This window comes from Kribbella sp. NPDC020701 (assembly GCF_055562215.1).
Genome location: NZ_JBVHFT010000005.1, coordinates 456,600 through 481,880, shown reverse-complemented (window position 1 = coordinate 481,880; position 25,281 = coordinate 456,600). Strand labels below are relative to the sequence as shown.

26 protein-coding genes are annotated in these 25,281 nt (G+C 69.5%); 8 read left to right on the top strand and 18 right to left on the bottom strand.

The window, feature by feature from the left end:
* Positions 1-50: 50 nt before the first annotated feature.
* On the bottom strand, positions 51-710 hold the full coding sequence (locus ACZ3HV_RS15380; protein WP_465684701.1) for a (2Fe-2S)-binding protein: 660 nt from the start codon (positions 708-710) through the stop codon (positions 51-53).
* 34 nt (positions 711-744) lie between these two features.
* On the bottom strand, positions 745-1,410 hold the full coding sequence (locus ACZ3HV_RS15375) for a hypothetical protein (RefSeq protein WP_465684699.1): 666 nt from the start codon (positions 1,408-1,410) through the stop codon (positions 745-747).
* A gap of 123 nt (positions 1,411-1,533) precedes the next feature.
* On the opposite strand from ACZ3HV_RS15375, the gene ACZ3HV_RS15370 reads away from it, so the two are divergent.
* A complete protein-coding gene (locus ACZ3HV_RS15370) occupies positions 1,534-2,169 on the top strand; it encodes a hypothetical protein (RefSeq protein WP_465684697.1) in 636 nt (211 codons plus the stop codon).
* Here ACZ3HV_RS15370 and ACZ3HV_RS15365 read toward each other — a convergent pair.
* The 5 genes from ACZ3HV_RS15365 to folP form a co-directional block, all read right to left on the bottom strand.
* Positions 2,166-3,083: an alpha/beta hydrolase gene (locus ACZ3HV_RS15365; RefSeq protein ID WP_465684695.1), complete on the bottom strand. Its 918-nt coding sequence runs from the start codon at positions 3,081-3,083 to the stop codon at positions 2,166-2,168. The two genes, ACZ3HV_RS15370 and ACZ3HV_RS15365, sit on opposite strands and share 4 nt — an antisense overlap.
* 64 nt (positions 3,084-3,147) lie before the next feature.
* Positions 3,148-3,756, bottom strand: a complete 609-nt coding sequence (locus ACZ3HV_RS15360) for a TetR/AcrR family transcriptional regulator (RefSeq protein WP_465684693.1) — start codon at positions 3,754-3,756, stop codon at positions 3,148-3,150.
* A 29-nt stretch (positions 3,757-3,785) separates the two neighbouring features.
* Positions 3,786-4,472, bottom strand: coding sequence for a class III extradiol dioxygenase subunit B-like domain-containing protein (locus ACZ3HV_RS15355; RefSeq protein ID WP_465684691.1), 687 nt, complete (start codon positions 4,470-4,472; stop codon positions 3,786-3,788).
* Positions 4,473-4,474: 2 nt separating this feature from the next.
* Positions 4,475-5,200, bottom strand: coding sequence for a pyrimidine reductase family protein (locus ACZ3HV_RS15350; RefSeq protein ID WP_465684689.1), 726 nt, complete (start codon positions 5,198-5,200; stop codon positions 4,475-4,477).
* A complete protein-coding gene (gene folP / locus ACZ3HV_RS15345) occupies positions 5,200-6,075 on the bottom strand; it encodes a dihydropteroate synthase (protein WP_465684687.1) in 876 nt (291 codons plus the stop codon). Before folP ends, ACZ3HV_RS15350 begins: the two co-directional genes overlap by 1 nt.
* A 186-nt stretch (positions 6,076-6,261) precedes the next feature.
* Between folP and ACZ3HV_RS15340 the strand changes: the two genes are divergently transcribed.
* The 3 genes from ACZ3HV_RS15340 to ACZ3HV_RS15330 are packed head-to-tail and all read left to right on the top strand — an operon-like array spanning position 6,262 to position 9,295.
* The gene (locus ACZ3HV_RS15340) at positions 6,262-7,587 is read left to right on the top strand and encodes an L-fuconate dehydratase (RefSeq protein ID WP_465684685.1); all 1,326 of its coding nucleotides are present in this window, start codon (positions 6,262-6,264) and stop codon (positions 7,585-7,587) included.
* Positions 7,584-8,336, top strand: a complete 753-nt coding sequence (locus tag ACZ3HV_RS15335; RefSeq protein ID WP_360365360.1) for an SDR family NAD(P)-dependent oxidoreductase — start codon at positions 7,584-7,586, stop codon at positions 8,334-8,336. Before ACZ3HV_RS15340 ends, ACZ3HV_RS15335 begins: the two co-directional genes overlap by 4 nt.
* Complete coding sequence (locus ACZ3HV_RS15330) at positions 8,333-9,295, top strand: aldo/keto reductase (protein ID WP_465684683.1); 963 nt, start codon at positions 8,333-8,335, stop codon at positions 9,293-9,295. The genes ACZ3HV_RS15335 and ACZ3HV_RS15330 overlap by 4 nt, the downstream gene beginning before the upstream one ends.
* Before the next feature lie 99 nt (positions 9,296-9,394).
* Here ACZ3HV_RS15330 and ACZ3HV_RS15325 read toward each other — a convergent pair whose 3' ends face one another.
* The 6 genes from ACZ3HV_RS15325 to ACZ3HV_RS15300 are packed head-to-tail and all read right to left on the bottom strand — an operon-like array spanning position 9,395 to position 17,114.
* Positions 9,395-10,900: a PucR family transcriptional regulator gene (locus ACZ3HV_RS15325; RefSeq protein ID WP_465684681.1), complete on the bottom strand. Its 1,506-nt coding sequence runs from the start codon at positions 10,898-10,900 to the stop codon at positions 9,395-9,397.
* 20 nt (positions 10,901-10,920) lie between these two features.
* Positions 10,921-11,991, bottom strand: coding sequence for a DUF917 domain-containing protein (locus ACZ3HV_RS15320; protein WP_465684679.1), 1,071 nt, complete (start codon positions 11,989-11,991; stop codon positions 10,921-10,923).
* Positions 11,992-12,019: 28 nt separating this feature from the next.
* Positions 12,020-13,135 carry a DUF917 domain-containing protein gene (locus ACZ3HV_RS15315; RefSeq protein WP_465684677.1) on the bottom strand — a complete coding sequence of 372 codons (1,116 nt, stop codon included), beginning with the start codon at positions 13,133-13,135 and terminating at the stop codon, positions 12,020-12,022.
* A complete protein-coding gene (locus tag ACZ3HV_RS15310; protein WP_465684675.1) occupies positions 13,132-14,208 on the bottom strand; it encodes a DUF917 domain-containing protein in 1,077 nt (358 codons plus the stop codon). Before ACZ3HV_RS15310 ends, ACZ3HV_RS15315 begins: the two co-directional genes overlap by 4 nt.
* Positions 14,205-15,761: a hydantoinase/oxoprolinase N-terminal domain-containing protein gene (locus tag ACZ3HV_RS15305; protein ID WP_465684674.1), complete on the bottom strand. Its 1,557-nt coding sequence runs from the start codon at positions 15,759-15,761 to the stop codon at positions 14,205-14,207. The genes ACZ3HV_RS15310 and ACZ3HV_RS15305 overlap by 4 nt, the downstream gene beginning before the upstream one ends.
* Complete coding sequence (locus tag ACZ3HV_RS15300) at positions 15,762-17,114, bottom strand: purine-cytosine permease family protein (protein WP_465684672.1); 1,353 nt, start codon at positions 17,112-17,114, stop codon at positions 15,762-15,764.
* Positions 17,115-17,237: 123 nt separating this feature from the next.
* Here ACZ3HV_RS15300 and ACZ3HV_RS15295 point away from each other — a divergent pair, with 123 nt between their 5' ends.
* Positions 17,238-17,756, top strand: a complete 519-nt coding sequence (locus ACZ3HV_RS15295) for a hypothetical protein (protein WP_465684670.1) — start codon at positions 17,238-17,240, stop codon at positions 17,754-17,756.
* Between the two features lie 52 nt (positions 17,757-17,808).
* Positions 17,809-18,435, top strand: coding sequence for a DUF305 domain-containing protein (locus ACZ3HV_RS15290; RefSeq protein ID WP_465684668.1), 627 nt, complete (start codon positions 17,809-17,811; stop codon positions 18,433-18,435).
* Positions 18,436-18,480: 45 nt separating this feature from the next.
* On the opposite strand, the gene ACZ3HV_RS15285 is transcribed toward ACZ3HV_RS15290, so the two are convergent.
* On the bottom strand, positions 18,481-18,780 hold the full coding sequence (locus ACZ3HV_RS15285; protein ID WP_465684666.1) for a DUF2218 domain-containing protein: 300 nt from the start codon (positions 18,778-18,780) through the stop codon (positions 18,481-18,483).
* Positions 18,781-18,846: 66 nt separating this feature from the next.
* Between ACZ3HV_RS15285 and ACZ3HV_RS15280 the strand changes: the two genes are divergently transcribed.
* Positions 18,847-19,392, top strand: a complete 546-nt coding sequence (locus tag ACZ3HV_RS15280; RefSeq protein ID WP_465684664.1) for a TetR/AcrR family transcriptional regulator — start codon at positions 18,847-18,849, stop codon at positions 19,390-19,392.
* On the opposite strand, the gene ACZ3HV_RS15275 is transcribed toward ACZ3HV_RS15280, so the two are convergent.
* From ACZ3HV_RS15275 to ACZ3HV_RS15260, 4 genes are all read right to left on the bottom strand, one after another.
* Positions 19,369-21,432: a copper-translocating P-type ATPase gene (locus tag ACZ3HV_RS15275; RefSeq protein WP_465684662.1), complete on the bottom strand. Its 2,064-nt coding sequence runs from the start codon at positions 21,430-21,432 to the stop codon at positions 19,369-19,371. The two genes, ACZ3HV_RS15280 and ACZ3HV_RS15275, sit on opposite strands and share 24 nt — an antisense overlap.
* Before the next feature lie 90 nt (positions 21,433-21,522).
* Positions 21,523-23,103, bottom strand: a complete 1,581-nt coding sequence (locus tag ACZ3HV_RS15270; RefSeq protein ID WP_465684660.1) for an ABC-F family ATP-binding cassette domain-containing protein — start codon at positions 23,101-23,103, stop codon at positions 21,523-21,525.
* 149 nt (positions 23,104-23,252) lie between these two features.
* Entirely contained in the window at positions 23,253-23,462 is a 210-nt protein-coding gene (locus ACZ3HV_RS15265; RefSeq protein WP_360365335.1) for a DUF6343 family protein, read from the bottom strand.
* Between the two features lie 14 nt (positions 23,463-23,476).
* Positions 23,477-24,148, bottom strand: coding sequence for a FadR/GntR family transcriptional regulator (locus ACZ3HV_RS15260; protein ID WP_465684657.1), 672 nt, complete (start codon positions 24,146-24,148; stop codon positions 23,477-23,479).
* A gap of 354 nt (positions 24,149-24,502) precedes the next feature.
* On the opposite strand from ACZ3HV_RS15260, the gene ACZ3HV_RS15255 reads away from it, so the two are divergent.
* Positions 24,503-24,913 (top strand): DUF3052 domain-containing protein, encoded by a 411-nt coding sequence (locus ACZ3HV_RS15255; RefSeq protein WP_465684655.1) that lies wholly within the window; start codon positions 24,503-24,505, stop codon positions 24,911-24,913.
* Positions 24,914-25,281: the final 368 nt, after the last annotated feature.

The following is a 25,281-nucleotide window of genomic DNA, read 5'->3' as shown; positions in this document are numbered from 1 at the left end:
TTTCCGGCCGGATCAGGACAGGAAAGCGTTCTTTCCGCTCTGAGCGAAATTCAGCGGACGCGCGGGCAGGTGGTGCACGCGTTGACGTTCGGGAGCACATAGAAGTAGCAGCAGGACGTGCGCAGCTTCTCCTCCAGTGACACCCCGAACGCGGCGGCAGCCTGATCGGCGTACGGCGCCTCGTCCGGCAACCGGATCGCGGCCCGCACCTCGTCGTCGACGGCACCGAAGCGCTGGAGCGATCCGAACTTCACAGCGGGCCGGTACGAGTTCAGGAACGCGGTGGTGTGAGCACTGAACTGTTCGGCGGCTGTGGTCAGTGGCACGACCTCTTTGGACAGCAGAGCGACCTCGGCCGGGTAGTGCGCGGTCGGATGCCGCCGGAACGCCAGTGCGCCCGGCGACACCTCGGGCGAGACTCCGGTGGCCGCAGCACTCACTCCGGCGACCAGTGCGGGCACTTGGACGTACCACATGAGGGTGAACATCGCCGCGACCTGCACCGGCGGATCGATCGCGTAATCCCGTGCGTAGTCGGCGGCTGCCGCCGTACGCCAGTCGTACGTCGGATCGCCGCCGGCTTGCTGCTCCGCAATCAGGTCGGCACACGAAACCCACTCCGGTCCGGGCACCGAGTCCGCCGTACGCACAGTCATCCAGGTGACCGACTCGGCCAGGATGTCCGCGAGGCGACTCGGGGTGTACGTCACCCAGCCAGCCTACGATCCGGCCGAGTCCGCCTGATCACGTCACCGTGAAGTCCTGGGTGGCGGTGCCCTTGACGCCACCGTCGGTGACGACGGAAACCGTCAGGTGGTAGGTGCCGGGTGTCTTGAGTGCTTCTGGTTGGAAGCTGAACATCGAGAACCCGTTGCCCTCGCAGGCGGTGCCGCGGATTGTCTGGATCACCGCCGACCCGCGTTTGAGCGTCCAGGTCGGATAGCACCCACGGTTCAGCTGACGCCCGGTGTCGTCGAACACGTCGGCGTTCGCTCCGGGCGCGGACCCTGTGCGCCACTCGTTCGGCCCGATCTTCCCGCCGGTCCCGATCCGGATGCTGATCGCCAGGGCGCCCGGCGCCGGCGGGTTCGACACCGAGCCGGTCCCGGTCCCGGTCGGGCTCGTCTGCTCGGTGGTCGGCGTCGCGGTGACGGTGACGGTGCTGGTGCTGGTCGCCGTGGCCGTGATCGTCTGCGTCGCCGAGACCGTCGTCGGTGGCGGCGCCGGATTGATGGCGGCCGGTAACGCGTCGGCCTGGCCGAGGACGATCGCGAGTACGCCGCCGATCAGCGTGAAGACCGCGGGGATCGCCGCGATCAAAGCCGGGTGCCGGTGCCAGGCGAACTGCTTGTCCCCGTCGTTGTCCTGGTCCGGTTTTCCGGCAGGCGGAGTCGTCGTCGTTCGACTCACTGTGGTTCCCCCCACGTGATGTGTCGTGCCCGATGACCCCCGGCCACCGGTGTGATGCTCAACGATGGACCAAAACCGTGAGCTAGTCCACTGCGGACAGTGACGACGTTTAGGGTGCGGGGTATGGCGGCTCTGGCTCGGTGGCATGTGGGTCCGTGGACGACTCGGGGGACGCGGCCCGGTGCGGCGTTCGAGCCCGGGCGGAAGCGGACGCCGGATGAGTTGAACTTCGATGTTGTCGGACTGGCGCGGATTCTCGGGCGACGGTTGTCGGGGCGGGATGAGCTGCAGGTGCGGTTGTGGCAGAACGAGCTGCGGCCCACGCACACCCGACTGTGCGGAGTGCATACGCTGGCAGATCCGTCGAATGCGCAGCTCCTCCACGACACCGCACGCGAAGCCCTTGCCTGGCTGGGTGAGCAGGCGCCGGTCGGGTACGAGTTCGTACTCACGGACGCGGTCGAGCTCCGGCCGTTGCTCGACCTGACCGCTGAGGTGGTGGCGGTCGACGCCGTCATCCAGCTGGCCGGCACCGACCTCCCCGCGGCACGACTGGCGGCAGCGCACGTACGCCGGTCGTCGTCGGGCTCCTGGTACGCCGGGGACGCGGTGTCCAACTGGTCGGGTCCGCATGCGAGCGCCGAGGACGCGATGGCCGTCGTACAAGCTGCTCGGGACGAACTGGTCGAGCAGCTGCGGGCGGCAGGCCGGGACGACCTCGCCGACACCGCATCCCGCTGGCCGGCTGTCCCCCTTTAGCTGGTGGTCTCGGCGCCGGGCGCCAGTTTCTCTCCAGAAAGCGTGTGCTTGGTGAGGAAGGCGAGCTCGGCTTCGACGACCTGCTCGTGGGCGGCGAGGAACGGGGCGTAGTGGCCGCCGGGGACGCGGACGAGTTCGGAGTTCGGGGACTGGGCGGCGGCTGCGATGGCCGGCGCGGCGAGGGCTGACTGGTCGTCGTCACAGACGACGAAGAGCAGTGGACAACGGACCTGGCCGGCGTACTTGGCGGGCCGGTAGAGCGCGGCCGGGATGATCGAGCGCGCGGCGACGGCTTGTTGCCAGCCGGTGTAGCGGTGGTCGGGGTCGAGCGCCTCATTGGTCTGCTGGGCGTCCGGGGTATTCAGCAGCGCAACCGTGCCGGGCGGTCCGGCCAGGGCGACCAGCTTCGGCGGACGACCGACGAGACCGCCGAGCGTGTCGACGATGCAACGCCCGAACAACCGCATCGCCGCGAGCGGGGTCTGATAGCGCGACGCATGGCGGCTCACGACCGGCCCATCGACATTGGCCGACTGGGCGATCGCGGCCGTGATGCCCGGATGCTCGGCGGCAAGCTGAAGGATGTAGCCGCCGGGCAGCGAGAACGACCAGATGGCCACCCGTTCGACCCCTGGAAGCGCCGCCGCGGCCGCGATCGCGGCCCGCCAGTCGGCCAACTGATCGGCGATCCTGGCGACCTGGCGCGGCTCGCCACCACTCTCGCCGAGGTTGCGGTAGTCGAAGGCGAGCACGCTGAACCCGGCTGCCGCGAACCGCTCTGCGAACCGGTCCGTGCCCGGTTCCTTCGTCACGCCGAATCCGCCGGCCATGACCACACAGCCGCCGTTTGACCCTGGGTAGTGCCACGCCGCGCACTCGACGCCGCCACTGGTGAAGCTCACCTTTTCACGCATAGTTGAAGTGAACCACGTGGTTCGCAAACTGTCCATGGCCGTACGGCGAACCGCTCGAGGCGAGTCAGTCGGGGGCGGACTCCTCGCGCTCCAATGCCCTGACCAGCGCCGCGAAACCGGCTTCGATGCCGGCGGCGTCTCCGCTGGTGCGCCACTCGATCAGGAAGCCGCGCAGCGTGGCCAGGATGAGCTCGGCGACCTCACGTTTGCGCGCCTCCGGCCAGGCTTGCGGGCAGAGGGAAAGCAACGCGGGCAGGTACTGCTTCGAGGCCTCTCGGGCCAGGTCGGCGTACCGCGCGGCGTCGTACATCGCCAGGCCGATCGCCTGGTCCAGCACCCACGATTCCTCGCCGATCAGCGCCGGCCAGATGGACCGGACCCGGTCCGCGAGCGAGCGGTCGGCCGGGCCTTGCGTTGCCGCTTCCATGCTGCGGGTGATCCGCCGTTCGCGAAGCTGCAGCACGGCCTGCGTGAGCAGGTCTTCCGGACCCTCGAAGTGATACAGCAGCACCTTGTGCGTCGTACCAGCGGCGCGGGCGGCGCGGCGGAGCGAGAAGTCGACCAGTCCGTTGACGCCGACCTCATCCGCGACCTTGTCGAGCAGCTCCCGCCGCCGCGCCTCACCCCGCGGCGACTTCGCCGACCGCCGATACCCCGCGCGCTCCTCAGTCACCTGGACAGTATCCATGGAGCAGCTGGACGCTAAGTGAAGCTGGCGACGAAGTAGCCGACGCCGTAGGGCGCGGCGTTATACGTCAGCTCACTCGTCAACGCGGTCCGCTCGAGTGCACCCGCGAGTACCTGCCAGGGTGCGCGGCCGGCGGCCTGCAGTTCGGTGGCGAGGTCCGGGTCGAGAGCACGCAGGACGTCGAGATCCCTGTACTGCAAGGCGGTTGCGACCGTCGTGTCGAAGATCTCGGCTCGCGGGTGGAGGTGGACCGGCGAATGCTCACTGCGCCGCGCCGAGCCGTCGCCCATCACCAGCAGACCGACCTGGTCATTGCCGTCGGCAAGCTCTTGACCGAGGCGCAGGCACTCGGTCGGAGTCGCGCCGACGGGCACGGCGAGGTACGCGCGTGGGAGGTGGGCAGCCTTGGTCTGCTCGAGCAGCCAGCCGCCGACGGCCAACGACAACGGCAGCACCGCCGCGCCGGATCCGATCCGCACGCCAGGTGCGCCGTACGCCCCGAACGAGCCACCTGCATCGGCGGGGAATGCGGCGCGGTCCGTCCCGGCCCCGACCACCACCACGCTGGTCGCCGTGGCGAGTTGGTCTATCGCCGCGACGCAAGCGGTGCGGAGCTCGTCCAGCTCATGGGCCGCACCGGACGCGACCTCCGGGACCAGGAGGGGTGGGTGGGGGCAGACCGCGGCACTGATCACAGGCACGGCTATGCCTCCCGGACGTAGCGGAAGAAGAGGTAGTCGTCCTCGGCGGCGAGCGTGGTCTGGAGCTTCATGCGCCGGGTGAGCGTGGTCGCAGCGCCCGCGGTGATCCGGCCGGAGCCCGGCCCGGCCAGCAGCGGTGCGAGCGCGAGGCACAGCTCGTCGACCAGGTCGGCCTCGGTCAGTGCGCCGAGCAAGTGCGGTCCGCCCTCGCACAGGATCTGCGGCATCCCCCGCGCCGCCAGCTCGTCGACCAGCGCCTTCAGATCGACCTCGGCGTCGCCCAGAACAAGTAGGTCGGCCACCTCACCGAGTGCCTCCCGACGATCCGGAGGCGATGCGTGGTGGGTGACGACGATCGGCCGGACCGCCGACTGGAAGACCGGGTTCACCGGGCTCAGCTCCAGCCGCGACGAGACGATCGCCAGTGTCGGATTCTCGGGCAGTCCTTGCGCCGCACGCCACTCCCGAGCGGGCGCGGACAGCCGCAGCGGGTTGTAGCCCTCGTCCCGGATGGTGCCGGCGCCGACCAGCACCACATCGGCCAGCCTCCGGACCATGCTGAATACCCGGCTGTCGGAATCACTGGACAGGGCCTTGGACTGGCCGTCGATCTCGACCGCACCGTCGAGGCTGCTGACGAAGTTGGCTCGCAGGTGCGGCGCCGACCGGTCGTCCTGTTGGTAGGCCGCGGCCAGCTCCTGGTCGGAGAGCTCTTCCAGACGACGCATCAGGCCAGGCTCCTTCGGGTTCCGGCGGGCTGGGCGGTGCCGCGCAGTACGGCGATCAGATCGAGCGCCTGGCGAGCGGCCGGTACGTCGTGCACCCGGAACACCCGGGCGCCGAGCCAGGCCGAGATGCTGAGCGCGGCCAGTGTCCCGTTCCCGCGCTGCCCCGGCGGCAGCTCCAGGGTCTCGCCGATGAAGTCCTTGTTCGACACCGCGACCAGGACGGGCCAGCCGGTCGCGGCCAGCTCGTCCAGACGGCGGGTCAGCTCAAGCGACTGCAGGGTGTTCTTGCCGAAGTCGTGGGTCGGGTCGATCAGGATCCCGTCCGGCCGGACCCCGGCCGCGACTGCCCGTTCGGCGAGGCCGGTCGTCGTCCGGATGACGTCGGCGACCACATCGTCGTACGCCATCCGGTGGGGATCCGTGCGCGGCGAGAGACCGCCGACGTGGCTGCAGACGAGCCCTGTCCCGGCTTCGGCGGCGGCAGCGACCAGGTCGGGATCGGCGCCTGCCCAGGTGTCGTTGAGGAGGTCGGCGCCGGCCTCGGCCACCCGGCGGGCGACCGCGCTGCGGTACGTGTCGACGCTGATCACCAGGTCGGGGTGCCGGTCCCGGATGCCGGCCACGAAGTCCACGGTCCGGCGCAGTTCCTCGTCCTCGCTGACGGGTTCGCCGTACCCGGCCTTGACGCCGCCGATGTCGACCAGATCCGCACCGTCCGCGACCGCCTGGTCGATCGCCGCGTACGCCACGTCGGTCGCGAAGGTCGCGCCCCGGTCGAAGAACGAGTCCGGGGTCCGGTTGATGATCGCCATCAGGGCGAACTCACCCACGCCGAACGAACGGCTCCCCAGTCGCAGTGTCCCGGTCTCCGCCATGGACCCGACTCTAACGGGCGGACCTGCACCACTCATCAACGCTCCAAGGGCGCAGGCGCCGAGCGTGAACCGCCGGGCTCATGGGCGGTTGGTGAGTGGCGCAGGTCCGGCTGAGCGCTGCCCAAATCGGCACATATCCTATAGGATTCCTCCGACAGTCCGCCCACAGCTGCAGATCGGGTCCTGATGCCACGATTCACCGAGTTAGAGACGTACGACGTCCGCTTCCCCACGTCGCTGGACCTGGACGGCTCCGACGCGATGAACACCGACCCCGACTACTCCGCGGCGTACCTGATCCTGCGCACCGACGCCGGCGACGGGCTGGAAGGGCACGGTTTCGCCTTCACGATCGGCCGCGGCAACGACGTACAGACCGCGGCGATCGAGGCACTCCGCGATCACGTCATCGGTCTCGACCTGGACGCGACGCTGAACGACCTCGGTGGCTTCTGGAAGTCGCTCGTACACGACTCGCAACTGCGCTGGCTCGGCCCCGAGAAGGGCGTCATGCACATGGCGATCGGCGCGGTCGTCAACGCGGTGTGGGACCTGGCCGCCAAGCGGGCCGGCGTACCGCTGTGGAAGCTGCTGTCCGACCTGACGCCGGAGCAGATCGTCGATCTCGTCGACTTCCGCTACCTGACCGACGCGCTGACGCCGGAGGAGGCGCTGGAGATCCTGCGGGCCGCGAAGCCCGGCCGTCCCGAGCGGGAGGAGTTGCTGCGCGAGCGGGGCTACCCGGCGTACACGACGACGCCCGGCTGGCTCGGGTACGACGACGCCAAGCTGGTGCGGCTGTGTCACGAGGCGGTCGCGGAGGGCTTCACCCAGATCAAGCTCAAGGTCGGCGCGGACCTGGACGACGACATCCGCCGGATGCGGCTGGCCCGCGAGGCGGTCGGCCCGGACATCCGGATCGCCATCGACGCCAACCAGCGCTGGGATGTGGCCGAGGCGATCCGGTGGGTCGAGGCCCTGGCGCCGTACGACGTCTGGTGGGTGGAGGAACCGACCAGCCCGGACGACATCCTCGGGCACGCGACGATCGCCCGCGCCATCGCGCCGATCCGGGTGGCCACCGGTGAACACGTGCAGAACCGGGTGGTGTTCAAGCAGTTGCTGCAGGCCGGGTCGCTGTCGGTCCTGCAACTCGACTCGGCCCGGGTCGCCGGGGTGAACGAGAACATCGCGATCCTGCTGCTGGCCGCGAAGTTCGGCGTACCGGTCTGCCCGCACGCCGGCGGGGTCGGGTTGTGCGAGCTGGTCCAGCACCTGTCGATGTTCGACTACGTCGCGGTGAGCGGATCGGCCGAGAATCGCGTGATCGAGTACGTCGACCACCTGCACGAGCACTTCCTGGACCCGGTGGTGATCCGGGACGGGCACTACGTGGCGCCGGTGAAGCCCGGGTTCGGTGCCGAGATGGATGTCGAGACGCTGACCGACTTCCGGTACCCGAGTGGCAAGATCTGGACCGACCTGACTGATTCGAAGGAGAGCGGCAAGTGACGGATTTCGCCGGCCTGAAGGCCGTAGTCACCGGGGGCGCCTCGGGCATCGGACTCGCGGCCGCCCAGCTGCTGGCGTCCCGCGGCGCCCAGGTGGTCGTGTTCGACCTCAAGCCGGAGGTCGCCGAGCCGCTGACCGGGATCGCCGCGGACGTCACCGACGACGGCTCGGTCCGGGACGCGGTCGCCGCCGCCGCGCTGAAGCTCGGCGGGATCGACATCGTGGTGAACAACGCCGGCATCGGCGCGCAGGGCACCGTCGCCGCGAACGACGACGACGAATGGCACCGCGTGCTCGACGTCAACGTGGTCGGGATCGCGCGCGTGACCCGGGCCGCACTGCCGTACCTGCGTAAGTCCTCGGCCGCCGCGATCGTGAACACCTGCTCGATCGCCGCCACCGCGGGGTTGCCGAACCGGGCGTTGTACTCGGCGAGCAAAGGCGCCGTACTCGCGCTGACGATGGCGATGGCCGCGGACCACGTGCGCGAAGGGATCCGGGTGAACTGCGTGAACCCTGGTACGGCGGACACGCCCTGGGTGGGACGGTTGCTCGATGTCGCCGACGACCCGGCGGCGGAGCGGGCGGCGCTGGAGGCACGGCAGCCGATGGGCCGCCTGGTCTCGGCCGACGAGGTCGCTGCCGCGATCGCCTACCTGGCGAGTCCGCTGTCGGGTTCTACGACGGGTACGGCGATTGCCGTCGATGGCGGCATGCAGAACCTGCGGCTTCCGGCGGCTCGGTCATGAAGCTCTTCCCGGAGGGCCAGCGGGTCGGGCTAGGTGGCGCGCCGATGGGGAACCTGCTCGGCGAGGTGAGCGAGACCGACGCCACCGCCACTGTGAACGCGGCCTGGGACGAGGGGTGGCGGTACTTCGACACCGCTCCGCACTACGGGCTCGGTCTGGCCGAGGAACGGCTCGGGGCCGGGCTGCGGGGCAAGCCGCGGGACGAGTTCGTGCTGTCCAGCAAGGTCGGCCGGATCATCTACTCGGCTGATTCGGAGGCTGTTGACGACGAGGGTTTCGCCATCAACACGACCCGGCGCAGGCGCTGGGACTTCTCGCGGGACGGCGTACTGCGGAGCATCGAGGACTCACTGCAACGGATCGGCACCGACCGGCTCGACGTGGTCTTCGTGCACGACCCGGACGATCACTTCGACGAGGCCGTCGCGACGGCCTTCCCGACGCTGATCGAGTTGCGCGACCAGGGCGTCATTGGGGCGATCGGGTCCGGGATGAACCAGTCCGCGATGCTGACCCGGTTCGTCCGCGAGGTCGACATCGACGTGATCATGCTGGCCGGCCGCTACTCCCTGATCGACCCCGACGGCCTCGACGACGTCCTCCCCGCGTGCCTCGAGAGCAGCGTCCAGGTAGTTGCCGTGGGCATCTTCAACTCCGGCCTGCTGTCCCAGCCCCGCCCCGCGGCCGGCGCCACGTTCAACTACGAACCGGCGGCCCAAGCCCTGCTGGACAAGGCCAACCGCATCGCCGACCTCTGCGAGTCGCACGGCGTCACTCTCCCGGCCGCCGCCCTCGCCTTTCCCCTCTTCCACCCCGCAGTAGCCGGCATCGCCGTCGGCTGCCGCACCCCCGAAGAAGTCCACACCAACGCGGCCCTGTCCCGCACCGACATCCCCAAGACCCTCTGGACCGACCTGAAGTCCGCCGGTCTCCTCCGCGAAGACGCACCTACGCCGTAGAAGCTGTGGGATGGGGAGGCAGGAGCCTCCCCATCCCACAGCTCCTCGCCGCACCCCGCCCCGCGCAGCATCCACCCACACGCCGCGCCGGAGGCGCGGTTAGTTCTTGGTGGTTCGGGAGGCTAGGTGGAGGGCTAGGCGTTCGTCGGGGTTGGCCAGGTCCACGCCGAGGAGGTGCTGGATCTTGGCGATGCGGGCCGCGGCGGTGTTGCGATGGATCCCTAGGACCGCGGCGGTTTCGGCGAGGGACGACTCGGTGTCGAGGTAGACGGCAAGGGTGGTGACGAGGTCGCCGGGTTGGTCTTCGATCGGGGCCAGCAGCGCGCGGGCGGCCGGCTGGAAGGTGTCGGTGCGGGTCCAGGCCAGGAGGAGTTGCGCCAGGCCGAGGCGGTCCACGTGCAGGAAGCGGCCGGTTTCGGCGCGGTCCCGGGCCAGACCGGCGGCGTCACCTGCTTCGGCCAGCGAGGAGGCGATCCCGCTCGGACCGGCCGCGACCCGTCCGACACCGACGTAGGCATCGACCGTCTGCACCAACCGGCGTTGGACTCGCCGGATCGCGGCCGCCTGCTGTTGCACCTGCGTAGCGGTCGGCTCGCGCGCGGCGGTGATCCAAGCCGACCACCCATCACCCTGCTCGACCACGTCCGCGTACAGACCTTCGGCGTCGAACGCCTCCACCACATCGGCCCGTCGCCCCGCGACGTCCACCGGTCCGTCGGCACCGATCCGGATCCCGGTGTGCCACCCGTCCAGCTGCCAGCCGAGATCCACCGCCCGTCGCCGCGTAGCCTCCGACGGTTCGCCATGCAGCAGCTCACCGAGCAGCGACGTACGCTGCCGCGCGTCTCGCTCCAACTCCAACCGCCGCAGCGCCAACCGCTCCCCCACCGCCGGCGCCACCACCGTCAACACAGCCGGTACGGCGGCAACCTCAGCGGGCACCACAGCCGGCAACCGCGCCACCAGCCAGCACACCGGCCCGACACCGAGCACGGCCACCGCGATCAGCACCGCGCCACTCGGCAGATCCACGCGGTACGGCGCCGCCCAACCCACCGGAACCGCGGGCAGCTCCTCAACCAGTGCAGCCCGTTCGTCGGCCACTAACGCCTCGCCCGCCAACGTGCCCCCGTCAGACCCGGCCAACGTCACCGGCCGGTCCAGTACGGCGGACGCAGTACGCAGCACCGACGCCAGGTTCCCGTCCGCACGCCGTAGTGCGGTGACGGCACGCAGAACCAGATCTGCCCGGACCACACCAGGCTCGGCCGTCACCTTGTTCAGGTGCTCGTGAGCTGCCAATGGATCGGGACTGCCCAGCACGGGCAACTGCAGCCGCTCGGCCAGCAACTGAGCTCCCCGTCCGAGTGGCTCGACACCGGCAAGCAATACGGCGGCCGCACCTGCTGCGGACGCTCGGCTGATCAGGGCGTCGATTCGCCAGTCGGTGTGGTCACTTGCGAGCACCACGACCAGCAACTCCCCCGCCATCGGCGCAGGGTGGCCGGCGACGTCCATCAGCACGCGGGAGCCCGTCAGAGCGGGACCAGGTTCCTGCGCACCACCCAGTACGACGACATCCCGCCAGCCCGGCGAAGTCAGCATCGCCGCCAGCGAAGGCCCAATCACGAGGCCTCCAGGAGATGTGGTTCGCAGGTGAGGCCGAACGCTCGTGGGCCGACGTACTCGATCCGGTCGTCGCGCCGCCACCACTCCGGGCCGGGCAGCGCGAGTACCACGACCTCGTCGCCGGTGCGGATCACTTCGACCGCGATGGGCTGCAGTGTTCGCCGATCCAGCACGCACACGAGGTCCGGCGTACTCACGACCGGCTCACCGTCGACCATGGCGAGCAGGTACTCGTTCTCGGTCTCGATCCGCAGTACCGCCCGGCTCGCGGAGTCGACCACACAGACGCTGCCACGCCCGAAGGCAGCACCACCGCCGGGGACCGCGTGCCGCGCCACCTCTTCGACCCGGCCGCCACCCAGGAGCCGCCCACCCAGCGCAGCCGCCACGGTCTCCGGCGCAGCCCCCACTTCCAGACCGGCATGCGCGCGTCCGAGCGCCAGAGCCCGCGTCAGACTGCCGCTGACCGCATCCGACGTCGCAGCGTCCACAGGGGTCGGCGCCAGCGCCAGTATGGCCCAGCCACCCGTGTGGGCGACGAAGCTCCGGACAGCACGTTCCAGACCGGTCGCATCGACGTGATCCACCACGATCACCTGTCCGCTCGGCTCGCTGAGTGCGCAAGGGGTCAGCGAACGCCCAGCCACCGCCCAGGAGAACTGGTCGAGCCGCGGCATCGCCCGGCCCATCAGATCGGCGTCGACGAACGGTAGTCCCAGATCCAGCGCCGCGATGAGCGGACTGAGCCCGTTCAGCCCGCCCGCCTCGAGGGACATCAGTCCGGTGACCGCCTGTCCCGTCCAGCGGCTGACAGCCTGTACGGCGGCGGCGAACTCACCACCACTGGGCAGCTTCTCCGCCAGCACACTCGTCGCACCCACCACGCCGATCGGGCTCAGATACGCACCCGGCACGTCGGAGGCATCCCGCAGTACCAGCTCGCCCGCACCCAGCCGACGGCGCAGCATCCGCCCGAACGCGCCAGTGTCGCCGCCACCACCCGACCCGAGCAGCGTGACGCCAACGACCAGCGCTCCGAGGTCCTGCTCCCGGATGACGGTCACCATGGCCCGATCCTGACAGGTCGAGACCCGTTCAGTGGGTGTTCGCGAGACTTTCGGTACGGCGTTCGACCGGGCTGAACTCGACGTCGAGGCCGAAGCAGGCGGGGCCGAAGACTGCGAGGGCTTCGGGGGTGCGCATCAGGTCGGGGGTGGAGATGCCGACGACGGTGACTCGCTGGCCGTAACGGAGGCCTTCGGTGGTGATCGGCTCCGCGGTGTCCGCTTCGAGCACGCAGATCAGGTCGGGCACCGTGCAGACCACGTCTCCGTCGACCACCGCGACCAGGTTCTCGTTCTGGAAGCGCAGCTCCAGCTCCGAGGTCCCGTCGTACGCCGTGAACCGGGCTCGGCCGCGGGCGAAGCCCTCGACAGTACGGCGTTCCACGTCGACGACCTTGCCGCGGAACAGCACGCGCAGGTGGTTGTAGAGAGTCGGCGCGAGTGCGCCCCGGAGAGCCGAGATCGGATCGTCGTGCGCCGACCGGGCCTCGCGGACCGCGCGCCCGATGGACAGACCGAGCGAGAGCGTGCGCGGTACGGCGGTGCGCTTCACCTCGGCGCCCGTCATCGAGTACTCCGCGATGTGCGCGACGCCGCCGAGCCGGATCGTGATCCCGCGCGCCAGCCACTCCATCTGCCGGTTGTCGGCACCGGTGTCGATGACGACGGTCTCGTCGTGCTCCCCCGCGATCGCCATCGGCGACCCCGGTACGCCGTACACGGAGAAGGTCTCCATCTGCAGCTCGGGGAACGCCCGGCCCATGCCGTCGGCGTCGACCACCGGCAGACCGGTCCGGGCGGCGACGAGCAGCGGGATCATCGAGTTGATGCCGCCGCACTCGATCGGCATGGTCGCATCCGCGGTCCGGCCGAGGTGACGCTCGAGGGCACGCAACGCACCGACCGGCTCGCTGCCGCGCGGGATCTTCTCCACGATGACCGTCGGCGCACCCATCTGGGCGGTCGGGATGACGAACGCGTCGTCGTCCAGCTCGTCCGGGTCCAGCACCGTCACCGGCCCGTACTCGCGGATCGCCTGCTCGACCAGCAACCGCCCGATCAGCGGATCACCGCCTCCACCCGTCCCGAGGATCGCAGCCCCGCGCGCGAGATCCCTCAGGTGCTCGATGTCGAGTAGCCAGCTCATACGGTCTCCAGCGCGCGGATCGGGTCGAGGTCGTAGCCGAAGTACCGCGGGCCGACCAGGGCGATGCCTCCGGGTGAGTGCCAGCGTTCGTCGGCGGGCGCGGCCAGCACGCTGACGCGATGCCCGTAGCGCAACGCCTCGGTGGTGATCGGCTCACCGGACTCGGTGTCCAGGACGATGATCAGATCCGGGGTCGTCGCGACCGCGGCCCCGTCCAGCTCGGCGACCAGGTGCTCGTTCTGGAACCGCAGCACCAGCAGTCGGCCGTGTGACGCGTCCAGTCCGTCGACCGCGGCGTCACCGCGGGCGAAGCCGGTCGTCGTACGGCGTTGCACGTCGACGACCTTGCCGACGTGCAGCAAGCGTCCACCCAGCCGATCGACCACGGCCGCGACCGGATCGCTGTGCTCCTGCCGGGCGAGATCGATCGCCTGACCGATCGCGAGGCATTGGCTGAGCGTGCCGGGGACGAACGACGCGCGGACCTCGGCGCCGGTCATCGCGTAGAGCGAAACGATCGCCGAGCAACCCATGTCGACCGTCGCGGATCGCGCCAGGCGTTCGGCCCAGGGGTTGTCGATCGTGTCGAAGACACCACGATTGCCCTTCTCGTCGACGATCGACATCGGAGTCGCGTCGATGCCGGCCAGCGTCGGCAGCACCATCTGCAGTTCGGGGAACGCACGACCCATCCCGTCGCCGTCCACCAACGGCAGCCCGAGCTGCGCGGCCGCGATCACCGGGACCGTCGAGTTGACGCCGCCGGCCTCGATGCAGGCGATGTGCGTCGGTGTCCTGCCGACGTACTTGGCCAGCGTCTGGACCGCGACCGAGATCTGATCCGCCGACGGCAGCTTCTCCACCATCACGGTCGGCGCGCCCATCATGGCCACCGGCAACACGCAGGCGTCGTCAGGAAGGTCGTCGACGGCAACGATCTCGACGGGTCCGTGCGTACGCAGGGCCTGCTGGGCGAGCAGCCGCCCGATGTGCGGATCACCGCCACCACCGGTTCCGAGTACGGCGGCACCGCGCGCCAGCGCACCCAGGTCGGCGGCTGTCAGCGTGCTCATGACTGCCCCAGCCGCAGGTCACCGACCGCCTTGCAGCGGATCCGGGTCGCGTTGCCCGGCAGGTACGGGATCGGCACCTCGTCGAAGTCGACGATCCGGACCCGCGCCGGATCGGCTCCGGCCGCGATCGCCCGGTCGACCGCCTCCTGGCGCGCCTCGTCCACCACCGCGTCCCGGCGACCGGGATCGATCGCGTACACCCGGTCGACCTCGCCGCCGACCTGGGCGATGGCCGCGCCGATCGCGTTCGCCACCGCGAAGTGATCCGGCCGGTGCACCGCCAGGCTCCCCGGGAGATCGTCCGGTAGCAGGATCGACCCACCGCCGACGGCCACCACCGGCAGCGGGTCGGCAGAGGTCCGCATCCGCTCGACCGCGTCCGCGATGTCCGCCGCCACCCGCGCGAGCGCCGCCTTCACCATGGTCGGATCGAGATCGGCCACCGCACCCGCGTCACCGACCTCGGCCCGGCCGGCCGCGACCGCGATATCCGTCGCGGTGAGCGTCGTACCGCCGAAGACCAGCGCCTGTTCGGTCAACCGGTAGCCGACCGACCGCGGGCCTACCGTCACCAGGTCGTTGCCCTCGGCCACCAAGCTGCCGCCACCGATACCGATGCTGAGTACGTCGGGCATCCGGAAGTTGGTCCGGACGCCGGCCACGTCCACCTCCGTGGTCGCCTCCCGCGGGAAGCCGTGAGTGAGTACGCCGACATCACTCGTCGTACCGCCGACGTCGACGACCGCGCAGGTGTCCAGTCCGGACAGCAGCGCCGCGCCGCGCATTGAGTTGGTTGGTCCGGACGCGAACGTGGCGACCGGATACCGGCGGGCGAAGTCCACGTCCATCAGAGTGCCGTCGTTCTGGCTGAGGTACAGCGGTGCGGCGATGCCGTGCCCGGCGACCGCACCGGCCAGACCGTCGACGATGCTCGCGGCCAGTTCGCGCAGCGCCGCGTTGATGATGGTCGCGTTCTCCCGCTCGAGCAGGCCGATCCGTCCGATCTCGTGCGACAGCGAGATCGCCACGTCGTCGCCCAGCTCGGACCGCAGGATCTCGGCCGCGCGCAGCTCGAACTCGTTGCTCACCGGTGAGAAGACCGAGGAGATCGCCACCGACCGGACGCCATGCGACACCATGTCGGCGGCGTGACGGCGCAGCTCGTCCTCGTCAAGCTCGGCGATGTGGCGTCCGTCGAACTCGTGCCCGCCATGCGCCAGGTAGCTGCGCCCACTGATCGCCTCGACCAGCCGCTCCGGCCAGTCGACCAGCGGCGGCAGCGACGCGGTCGCGGGCAGTCCCAGCCGCAGAGCCGCCGTCGGAGCGAGGCGGCTGGCTTCGACCAGCGCGTTGATGAAGTGGGTGGTGCCGATCATCACCGCCTGGATCTGGGCCGGGTCGAAGGACCGCTCCGCCTGCAGCCGGTCCAGGGTGTCGATGATGCCCGCGGTGACGTCCGCGCTGGTGGCCGACTTGTTGGCGGCCAGCACAGCGGTGCCGTCCAGCAGCACGGCGTCGGTGTTGGTGCCACCGACATCGATGCCGATACGCATTCAGATCCTCCCGGTTTGAGCTACTGCGGTCACGCCCGTGGGCGCACTCTCCATGGTGCGACTGGTGCCGACGCCGCGGATCAGGCCGAGCCGGCCGGCCACGACGTACGCCGCGAAGCCGACGACGAGCGAGTTGATACTGGGCAGGCCCCAGGCGACGTACTTGCCGATCAGTGCTGCGCCGATCCAGATCACGATCGTGGCCGGCACCCAGGTCGGCGCGGTCGCGGGCAGCGTGCCCTCGGCCCGGGTCGCGTCCAGCTCCGGACGCCAGCGCTTCACCACGAAGTACTCCGCGACCATGATCCCGGCGATCGGCGGGAACGCGACGCCGAGCACGATCAGGAAGTCGGTGAACTTGTCCAGGATCCCGCCGGCTGCGAGCACGCTGCCCAGGACACCGACGACCAGCGTGACCAGGGCCCGGTTGACGTGCCGGCCGAAGACGGTGCCGATGAAGTTCACCACGCCGAGGCCGGAGCTGTAGAGGTTCCAGTCGTTGATCTTGATCGTGCCCAGGATGATCACCAGCGTGCCGACCCAGCCGACCGACGAGGTGACGATGGTGATCACGTTCGCCGAACCGATGGCGTGCGCGAGCAGTACGCCGCACAGCCCGATCACGTACTCGCCGAGGGTGATGCCGAGCACGGTCTGCTTGACCACGTCCCCGACCGACCGGTTGAAGCGGGTCATGTCCGGGGTGATCACCGCACCGACGATGAATCCGCCGGCGACCAGCGTCGTACCCTCCAGCAGACTCAGATGCGGACCGGGCGGCGCCGCGCTGACCAGCCCGCCGAGGCTGTGGTTGGACAGCTCACTGAGGATCGACCAGCCGACCAGGATGACGAAGGCCGGCACGGTCACATAGGCGACCCAGGCCATCGAGTGGAACCCGCGCAGCACGACCAGCGTGACGGCGAGCCCGAAGACGAGCGACCAGCCCCACGTCGGGAGTACGCCGATCAACTGGCTCAGACCGGCCGCGGAGACCGCGGACTGGATCCCGAACCACCCGATCAGGCTGATCCCGATCGCCAGCCCGATCAGCGACGACCCGGCCTGACCGAACCCGGTCCAGCGCGCGATCACCGAGGTCTGCAGACCTTCCCGTGCACCGATGATGCCGATCAGGATCGCGACCAGTTCGAGGACCACCGCGCCGAGCGTGAGCGCCCAGAACGCGGACCAGAAGCTCATCCCGAACCCGAGCGTCGCCCCGAGCAGGAACTGACTGAGTGCGGAGATCTGCCCGAACCGCTGGGTCGCGACAGACCACCAGGAATACCTGGCACTCTCCGGAACCCGAGCGAGCGCGTAGTCGTCCGTACCAACAGATGAAGCGGCCATCGGAACCTCCAGCCCTGGGGATTTCACCGAACGTACGGCGCTCACCCGGCGAGATCACCGTCCATCGTGCACACCCGAGCCGCCCCGACTGTGCAATCAGCCCATGTCGCTACTCTTGTGCCGATGACCGGATCTGCTCGCGACCACGGAGCGCTGATGCTCCGTCTGCTCGGCGTGCTCGGCATCGTCGCCGGCGTCTTCGCCATGCACGGCCTGACGGGTCAGCACGATGCCGCCATGGCGATCATGCGCCTGCCTGGCGTCACGCAGACCGGCCCGACGCCGGCGCAACATGCGGTCTCGACGCCGGCCGAGGCGATGGCGGCCGAGGCCATGACGACTGGGCTCTCGCGGGCCGGCGAGTCGGCAGCGGGGCATTCGGTCCGACTGCCGATCGCGCTGGTCGACGGGTTCGACCGGGTGGCGATCGGGGCCGCGGGTGAGCAGCACGGGATGGCTGGAGCCTGCATGGCCGTACTGACCGCGCTGCTGTTGTTACTGGCCCTGATGCTCGGGTTGCGAAGCCTGCGGGCGTGGCGGTCGGTGGTGCTGCTCGCGCCGACTGAGCGGCTGACATCGACCGACCGATCACCGCCCTGGCTTGCTCCATCGCTGTCGACGTCAGGTGTGCTGCGGATATAGGCCGACCAGCGCCGTACCGCCGTACCCGACTTCCGACACCCCAAGGATTGCGATGAAGCACGTCTACCGTACGACCGCGGCCTCGGCCGCCCTCCTCGTCACCGCGCTGGCACCGGCCGCCTGCGGCGACTCCGATTCCGGCTCGATGCCGGGCATGAACCACAGCAGCTCCGGTACGCCGATGACGCCGCCGGCCGACTCGGCGTTCAACGACGCCGATGTCACGTTCGCGACGCAGATGATCCCGCATCACCAGCAGGCTGTGCAGATGGCGAGTATGGCGGGCTACCAGGCGACCACGCCGGAGGTGAAGAAGCTCGCCACGGCGATCCAGGCCGCGCAGGATCCGGAGATCAAGCTGATGAGCGGCTGGCTCACCGCCTGGGGCAAGCCCGTCCCGACGCCGAGCCACGATGGCCACGGGATGTCCGAGCCGATGCCCGGGATGATGTCCGAGGAGCAGCTGTCCGAGCTCAGCAAGGCGGACGGCTCGATGTTCGACCGGATGTGGATCCAGCTGATGATCAAGCATCACCAGGGCGCGGTCGCCATGGCCAAGACCGAACTGAGCACCGGCAAGGCTCCGGCCGCGATCGCTCTGGCCAAGACGATCGAGACCGCCCAGGCCGCCGAGATCGCCACCATGCAACGTCTCCAGGGCCGCCTCCCGGTCGGCTGACCATCCGGCAAGCCGGGTCGCGGCGGCACGCGACCCGGCTTGTCCTCACTCTCCGGTCCGCCACCGCACCTGCAGGCCGTCGCGGCGGCCGATCTGTTCGATTCGGGTGGCGACGTGGGCGCTTGTCTCGCGGAGGTGGTCGGGGTCGTCCGCTTGGACTTGGAGGACCAACTCGTTCTCGAGGGCGCGGATCGACCAGGTTGCCTCACCCAGGTCGATGAGGAGCTCGCCCGGAGCGCTGGACAGGACCTTCATGCCGCCGGGCTGGTGCCCGAAGTGGCTGCTGAGTTGTTCGACATACCGCGCCGCGCGGGGTGTCCCGACGCGTGCCTCGACCATCGCCATCCGACGACTCCTTTTTCGATACATAGTGTCTCGAACAATGACGATTTGTCCAGGTAGTCTGGTGCCGTGCCGAAGTTGTGGGACGACAGCATCGCGACGCATCGCCAGGCAGTTCGGCGGGCGGTGCTCGATGCGACCGCCGGCCTGGTCGGCGAGCGCGGGCTGACCGGCGTCACCATGTCGGAGGTCGCGAAGCGGACCGGTCTCGGGCGGGCGACGCTGTACAAGTACTTCCCGGACGTCGACTCGATCCTGGTCGCGTGGCACGAGCGCCAGGTCGGTGACCATCTCCAGCAGCTCGCCGACACCTGGGATCAGACCGGAAGTCTCGAAGCAGTCCTGGAGGCCTACGCCTTCATCTGCCACGAGCACCCGACCGCCGAGCCGGCCGCGTCCCTCCACAGATCCGAGCACGTCACCCGAGCCCGCGAACACCTGGTCGACTTCCTCGCCGACCTCTTGACCGACGTCCGGGACGACGTCCCGCCGAAGGAGTTGGCGGCGTACTGCGTGCACGCACTGACCGCGGCAAGCGCCGTACCGTCGAAAGCAGCGGTACGGCGCTTGGTCACGGTGACGCTGACCGGGTTACGCGGCCAGCCGAGCGGGTGAGAGGTCGAGGCGACGCAGTAGCTGGGCGTTGAGGGCGACCACGATGGTCGAGATCGACATCAGGATCGCGCCGACGGCCGGGGAGACGACCACGCCGGCGAACGCGAGTACGCCGGCCGCGAGCGGGACCGTGATGACGTTGTAGCCGGTGGCCCAGGCCAGGTTCTGCCACATCTTGCGGTAGCTGGCCTTCGAGAGGGCGATCACCGACAGGACCGCGCGAGGGTCGTCGGCGGCGAGGACGACGCCGGCGGATTCGATCGCGACGTCGGTGCCAGCGCCGATCGCGATGCCGACCTCGGCGCGGGCCAGGGCGGGGGCGTCGTTCACACCGTCGCCGACCATGGCGACCTTCAGGCCGCGCGCCTGCAGTTCGGCGACCTTCGCGTCCTTGTCGTGCGGGAGGACTTCGGCGAAGACCTCGTCGATGCCGAGTTCCTTCGCGACCGCGTCGGCGACCTGGTGGGCGTCGCCGGTGATCATCGCGACCTTCACACCGCGCCGGTGCAGCGCATCCACCGCCTGCCTCGACTCCTCGCGAACCTCATCCTCCAACGCGACAGCCCCGACCACCTGCCCGTCCCGAACCACATGCAGCACCGCGGCCCCACGAGCCTTCCACGTCGCGACGTCCGTCTCCAGCTCCGCCGGCTCGGGTACGTCGTACTCCCGCAAGAACGCCGGACCACCGACAGCAACCTCCGAGCCGTCCACAACAGCCTGTACGCCGCGACCGGTGAGGGACTGGAATTCCGATGCCACCACCCCACGCCCGTGACCGACCGGCACCCGATCGGAGTGAGCTCGGACGATGGCCTTCGCGAGCGGGTGCTCACTGTCGGCCTCGACCGCGGCGGCCAGTTCCAGCAGGTCCTCGTCGGAGATCGACCCGACGGTGGCGACTCCGGTGACCGCCGGCTCGCCCTTGGTCAGCGTGCCGGTCTTGTCGAACAGGACCACGTCGATCGTGCGCATCCGCTCCAGCGCCAACCGGTTCTTCACCAGTACGCCGGCCTTCGCGGCGCGTTCGGTGGAGATCGCGATCACCAGCGGGATGGCCAGCCCCAGGGCATGCGGGCAGGCGATCACCAGCACGGTCACCGTCCGCGTGACGGCCTCGTTGAGCTCACCCAGCAGCGTCCACACCACGAACGTGATCAGCCCGGCGATCGACGCGAAGTAGAAGAGGAACGCGGCAGCCCGGTCGGCCAATGCCTGCGCGCGCGACGAGGACGCCTGCGCCTCCGCCACCAGCCGCTGGATTCCGGCCAGCGCGGTGTCGTCGCCGACGGCGGTGACCTCGACCCGCAGTGCGTTGTCGGTGGCAACGGTCCCGGCGACCACCGAATCCCCGACTGCCCGCGTCACCGGCCGCGACTCACCGGTGATCATCGACTCGTCGACCTCAGCCTCCCCTTCGACCACAGTCCCGTCCGCCGGCACACGCCCGCCCGAACGAACCAGTACGACGTCGCCGGCCTGCAACTCGTGCAGCGACACCTCGACCACACCGTCGTCGGTCACCTTCTCGGCCGAGTCGGGGAGCAACGCGGCCAACGCGTCGAGGGCACCCGACGCGGCGCCGAGTGCGCGCATCTCCAGCCAGTGCCCGAGCAGCATGATCACGATCAGCAGCGCGAGCTCCCACCAGAAGTCCAGGTCGAACCCGCCGATCTCGAGGGTGGTCACCCAGGACGCCACGAACGCGACCGTGATCGCCATCGAGATCAGCAGCATCATCCCGGGCCGGCGGGACTTCAGTTCGGCCCAGCCACCGGTCAGGAACGGGCGGCCGCCGTACACGAAGATCACCGTGCCGAGGACGGGCGCGATCAGGCCCGAGCCGGGGAACTCCGGCCGCGAGTAGCCGAGCAGGTCGGCGAACATCTCGCTGAAGAACACCACCGGCACCGCCAGCGCCAGGCTGATCCAGAACCGGTCCTTGAACTGCGCCGCATGATCCGCGTGCCCGCCGTGGCCACCGTGCTCATCATGTCCACCCTGCTCGTCATGTCCACCGTGCTCGTGATGCTCGTCCATACCGTGAACATACCCCCTAGGGGTATTAAATGCAAAGGCATGAGAAAGCCCCGCCATCCCAACCGGGATGACGGGGCGTGGGGCGAGGATCTACAGCGGCTCGATGTCCGTGAGCGTCTCCGGCGTCAGCTCGACCCAGCGCGTGATGCCGATCTCGCGCAGGAACGGCACGTCGTGACTGGCGATCACCAGCGCACCGTTGTACGACGCGAGCGCATCACGCAGCTGCGCGACGCTGGCCAGGTCGAGGTTGTTGGTCGGCTCGTCCAGCATCAGCAACTGCGGCGGCGGTTCGGCCAGCAACAGCGCCGCCAATGTCGCCCGGAACCGCTCGCCACCCGACAACGTGCTGACCAGCTGATCGGCCGCCCGCCCACGGAACAGGAACCTGGCCAGCCGCGACCGCCGCTCCTGGTTCTCGGTGCTCGGCGCCAGCACCCCCAGGTTGTCCACGATCGACAGGTCGTCGCGGAGCAGATCGAGCCGCTGCGGCAGGTACCGGAACGGCACCACCGGCAGCGAGCCATCCGTGATCGATTGCAGCAGCGTCGTCTTGCCCGCTCCGTTCGGCCCGGTCAAGGCGATCCGCTCCGGCCCCCGGATCTCCAGGTCGACGCGCGCCCCGGTGCGCAGGATGTGGTCCTCCAGCCGCAGGACGATCCGGCCCGGCGGTACGGCGGTCTTCGGCAGGTCGACGCGGATCGCGTCGTCGTCGTGGACCATCGCCTCCGCATCGGCCAGTGCCTCCTGTGCCGACTCGAGCCGCTCGCTCTGCATGCCGAGGTGCTTCCCGGCCGACACCTGGGCGGACCGCTTCAGCCCGCCCGCGATGATCTTCGGGATGCCGCCCTGCTCGAACGCCCGCTGCCCACGGGCCCGGCGCTGGTCCATCTTCATCCGCGCCTCGACCAGGTCGCGCTTCTGCTTCCGGACATCCGCTTCGGCCGCGCGCATCATCCGCTCGGCGGCCTCCTGCTCGACGGCGACCGCCTCCTCGTAGGCGGTCAGGTTGCCGCCGTACCAGGTGACTTCGCCCTTGCGCAGATCGCCGATCTGGTCGACCCGGTCCAGCAACTCCCGGTCGTGGCTGACGATCAGCAACGCACCACGAAACTGTTCGACGGCGTCGTACAGGTGCCGCCGGGCCCGCAGGTCGAGGTTGTTGGTCGGCTCGTCGAGCAGCAGTACGTCGGGACGCCGCAGCAGCTCGGCGGCCAGGCCGAGCAGGATCGTCTCGCCGCCGGACAGCTCGCCGACGTTGCGGTCGAGGCCGATCGCGCCGAGCCCGAGCTTGCCGAGCAGGGCCTCGGCTCGTTCGTCGACGTCCCACTCGTCGCCGACGATCGCGAAGTTCTCCTCCGAGGCGTCACCGGACTCGATCGCGACGATCGCCCGGCGGACGGCCTCGATGCCGAGCGCCTGGTCGACCCGCAGGGAGGTGTCGAGGGTCAGGTCCTGGGGCAGGTACCCGAGCTCGCCGGCCACCCGGATCGCGCCGCGCTGCGGGGTGAGCCGGCCGGCGATGAGCCGGAGCAGCGTCGACTTGCCGGCACCGTTGCGGCCGACGAGACCGGATCGGACCGGGCCGGCGACGAAGCTGAGCCCGTCGAACAGGACGTCGCCGTCCGGCCAGGCGAAGTAGAGGTCCGTACAGGACAGGGAAAAACTCATCGGCGTGCACTCCAGACGAGGTCTCGGACGAGACCGCACACCAGAACAGGTGGCGATCAGCGGCAGAAAGAGAACCTCGGAGTTACAACGCGGACCCCTGACGTCGGGAATGGGACGTCACCAAGAGTAGGTCGCACTCCCGGCCGGGTTCAACTCTTTTCCTGACGCTTGCGCCAGGCAACGATCACGAGGTCGACCAGGGCGACCACCGCGAGCGCGGCGAACGCGATCACCCACCCGACGGGCAGGTCGTAGACGGCGGACAGCACCGCCGCCGCGATCCACAGGAGCACGCCGAAGACCGCGAGTACCAGCCGCAGTGTCAGGGCACTGCGCGGCGGCTCCGGTTCGAAGGCCATACCACCGGGCTACCTCATGGTGCCTTGCGGAGCCAGGTTTCGACGCCGGCGATGTGGGCGGTCATCCAGGCGCGGGCCGCCTCGGCGTCGCCGATCTCGATCGCGTCCAGGATCGCGGCGTGCTCGGACAGCGTCCGCTCGACCGCGCCGGCCTGGGTGACGCCGCGCCAGATCCGGGCCCGCTGGGTCGCACCGGAGATGCCGTCGAGCAGCGAGCAGACGACCTGGTTCCCGGTCGCCTCGGCGATCCCGCGGTGGAACTGCAGGTCGTTCGCGACCAGCTCCTCCACCTCCGCGTCCGGCGTGAGATCGCTGCACAGCAGCCGCAGCTCGGTCACCTGCTCCTTGCTGATCCGTACGGCGGCCAGCGCGGCGACCCCGGGCTCGAGCAGCCTCCGGACCTCGAAGAACTGCAGGACCGAGTCGTCACGATGCAGGTCGACCATGAAGCTCAGCGCGTCCATCAGGTGCGCCGAGTCGAGGCTCGTGACGTACGTACCGTCGCCGTGCTTGACGTCCAGCACGTTCACCAGCGTCAGCGCCTTGACCGCCTCCCGCAGCGAGTTCCGCGACAGGCCGAGCCGTGCCGCGAGATCCGCTTCTTTGGGCAGTCGATCCCCTGGACCCAATTCCCCCGAGGTGATCATCCCTTTGATCTTGACGATCGCCTCATCCGTCAACGCCATCTGGTCAGTATGCCGCCAGCCGTGCATAAGAACAGGACGTATCGCCCAGCCAGCGCCTTTCGCACTCGCCTCCACGCTCAAGTCCGGCCACGATCACCCGACACCTCCTGTCGATCTGCACGCGGAGCGGCCAGGAAGGTTCGGGCCCGCGCGCATTGCAGACCTGTTGCCGCACACAATGACCTCACCAGCACCCCGGCCTCGATCAGGTCCGGCCACCGAGTCCCCTGGCTCAGGTAGCGCCACCGCACCAGCCGCGGGAGCTCGCCAACGGCACACAGCCGCTTCACCCGATCCAGCACACCGCGAGCGAGAGCTCATCGAGCACCACAGCCGGGAGCTAGCATCCGAGACATGACGGCGACACCGGGCTACTCGGGCAAACCGCTGGCCGCCAAGCTCGGGATCAAGGCGGAGTACGCGGTACTCCTGGACAACTCGCCGGCCGGCTTCGCCATCGAGGGCCTGCCGGCCGGTACGAACGTGGCCCGCCGGGCCGGACGTACGCCGTACGACGTGGTGCTGGCGTTCTGTCCGGACCGGGCCCGGCTGACCACCCGCCTACCCGTTCTGCTCGAGAAGACGACCACGGCCGGGATGATCTGGGTCGCCTGGCCGAAGCGGTCGTCCGGCGTACCGACCGACCTGGACGAGAACGGGATCCGCGAGCTGGCGCTGCCGCTCGGGGTGGTCGACGTGAAGGTGTGCGCGATCGACGGCACCTGGTCCGGCCTCAAGCTGGTCCGGCGGCTGAGCAACCGGTAGAGACCAATCGCCGCCAACTGGACTGATCCGGAGGGTGACGTTGACCACATTTCTGCGCAGTCGTGATCATCACCGGCGGCGAGTGGACAACTGCATACAGTGGGCAACCACGCTCGAACCGCCCTACTCAGCGTCACCTCGGCGGGCGGCGAAATCCCACCTCTGCAAGGCGTACCGCAGTTGCGTCGGCCCCTCACCGCGCGAAGGAGGAGTGAGAGGCCGGCCGGTGAGCTGAAACACCTGCCTGCACAGTGTTTCAGGCCTCGATCGATCAAGTCCCGGGAGCCTGACCACCCGACGCACTGGTCCGGTGATCCCGGGCTGTGGAAGTCGTCGGCGTGCTATTAGCCTTTGCTTGGGACACCACC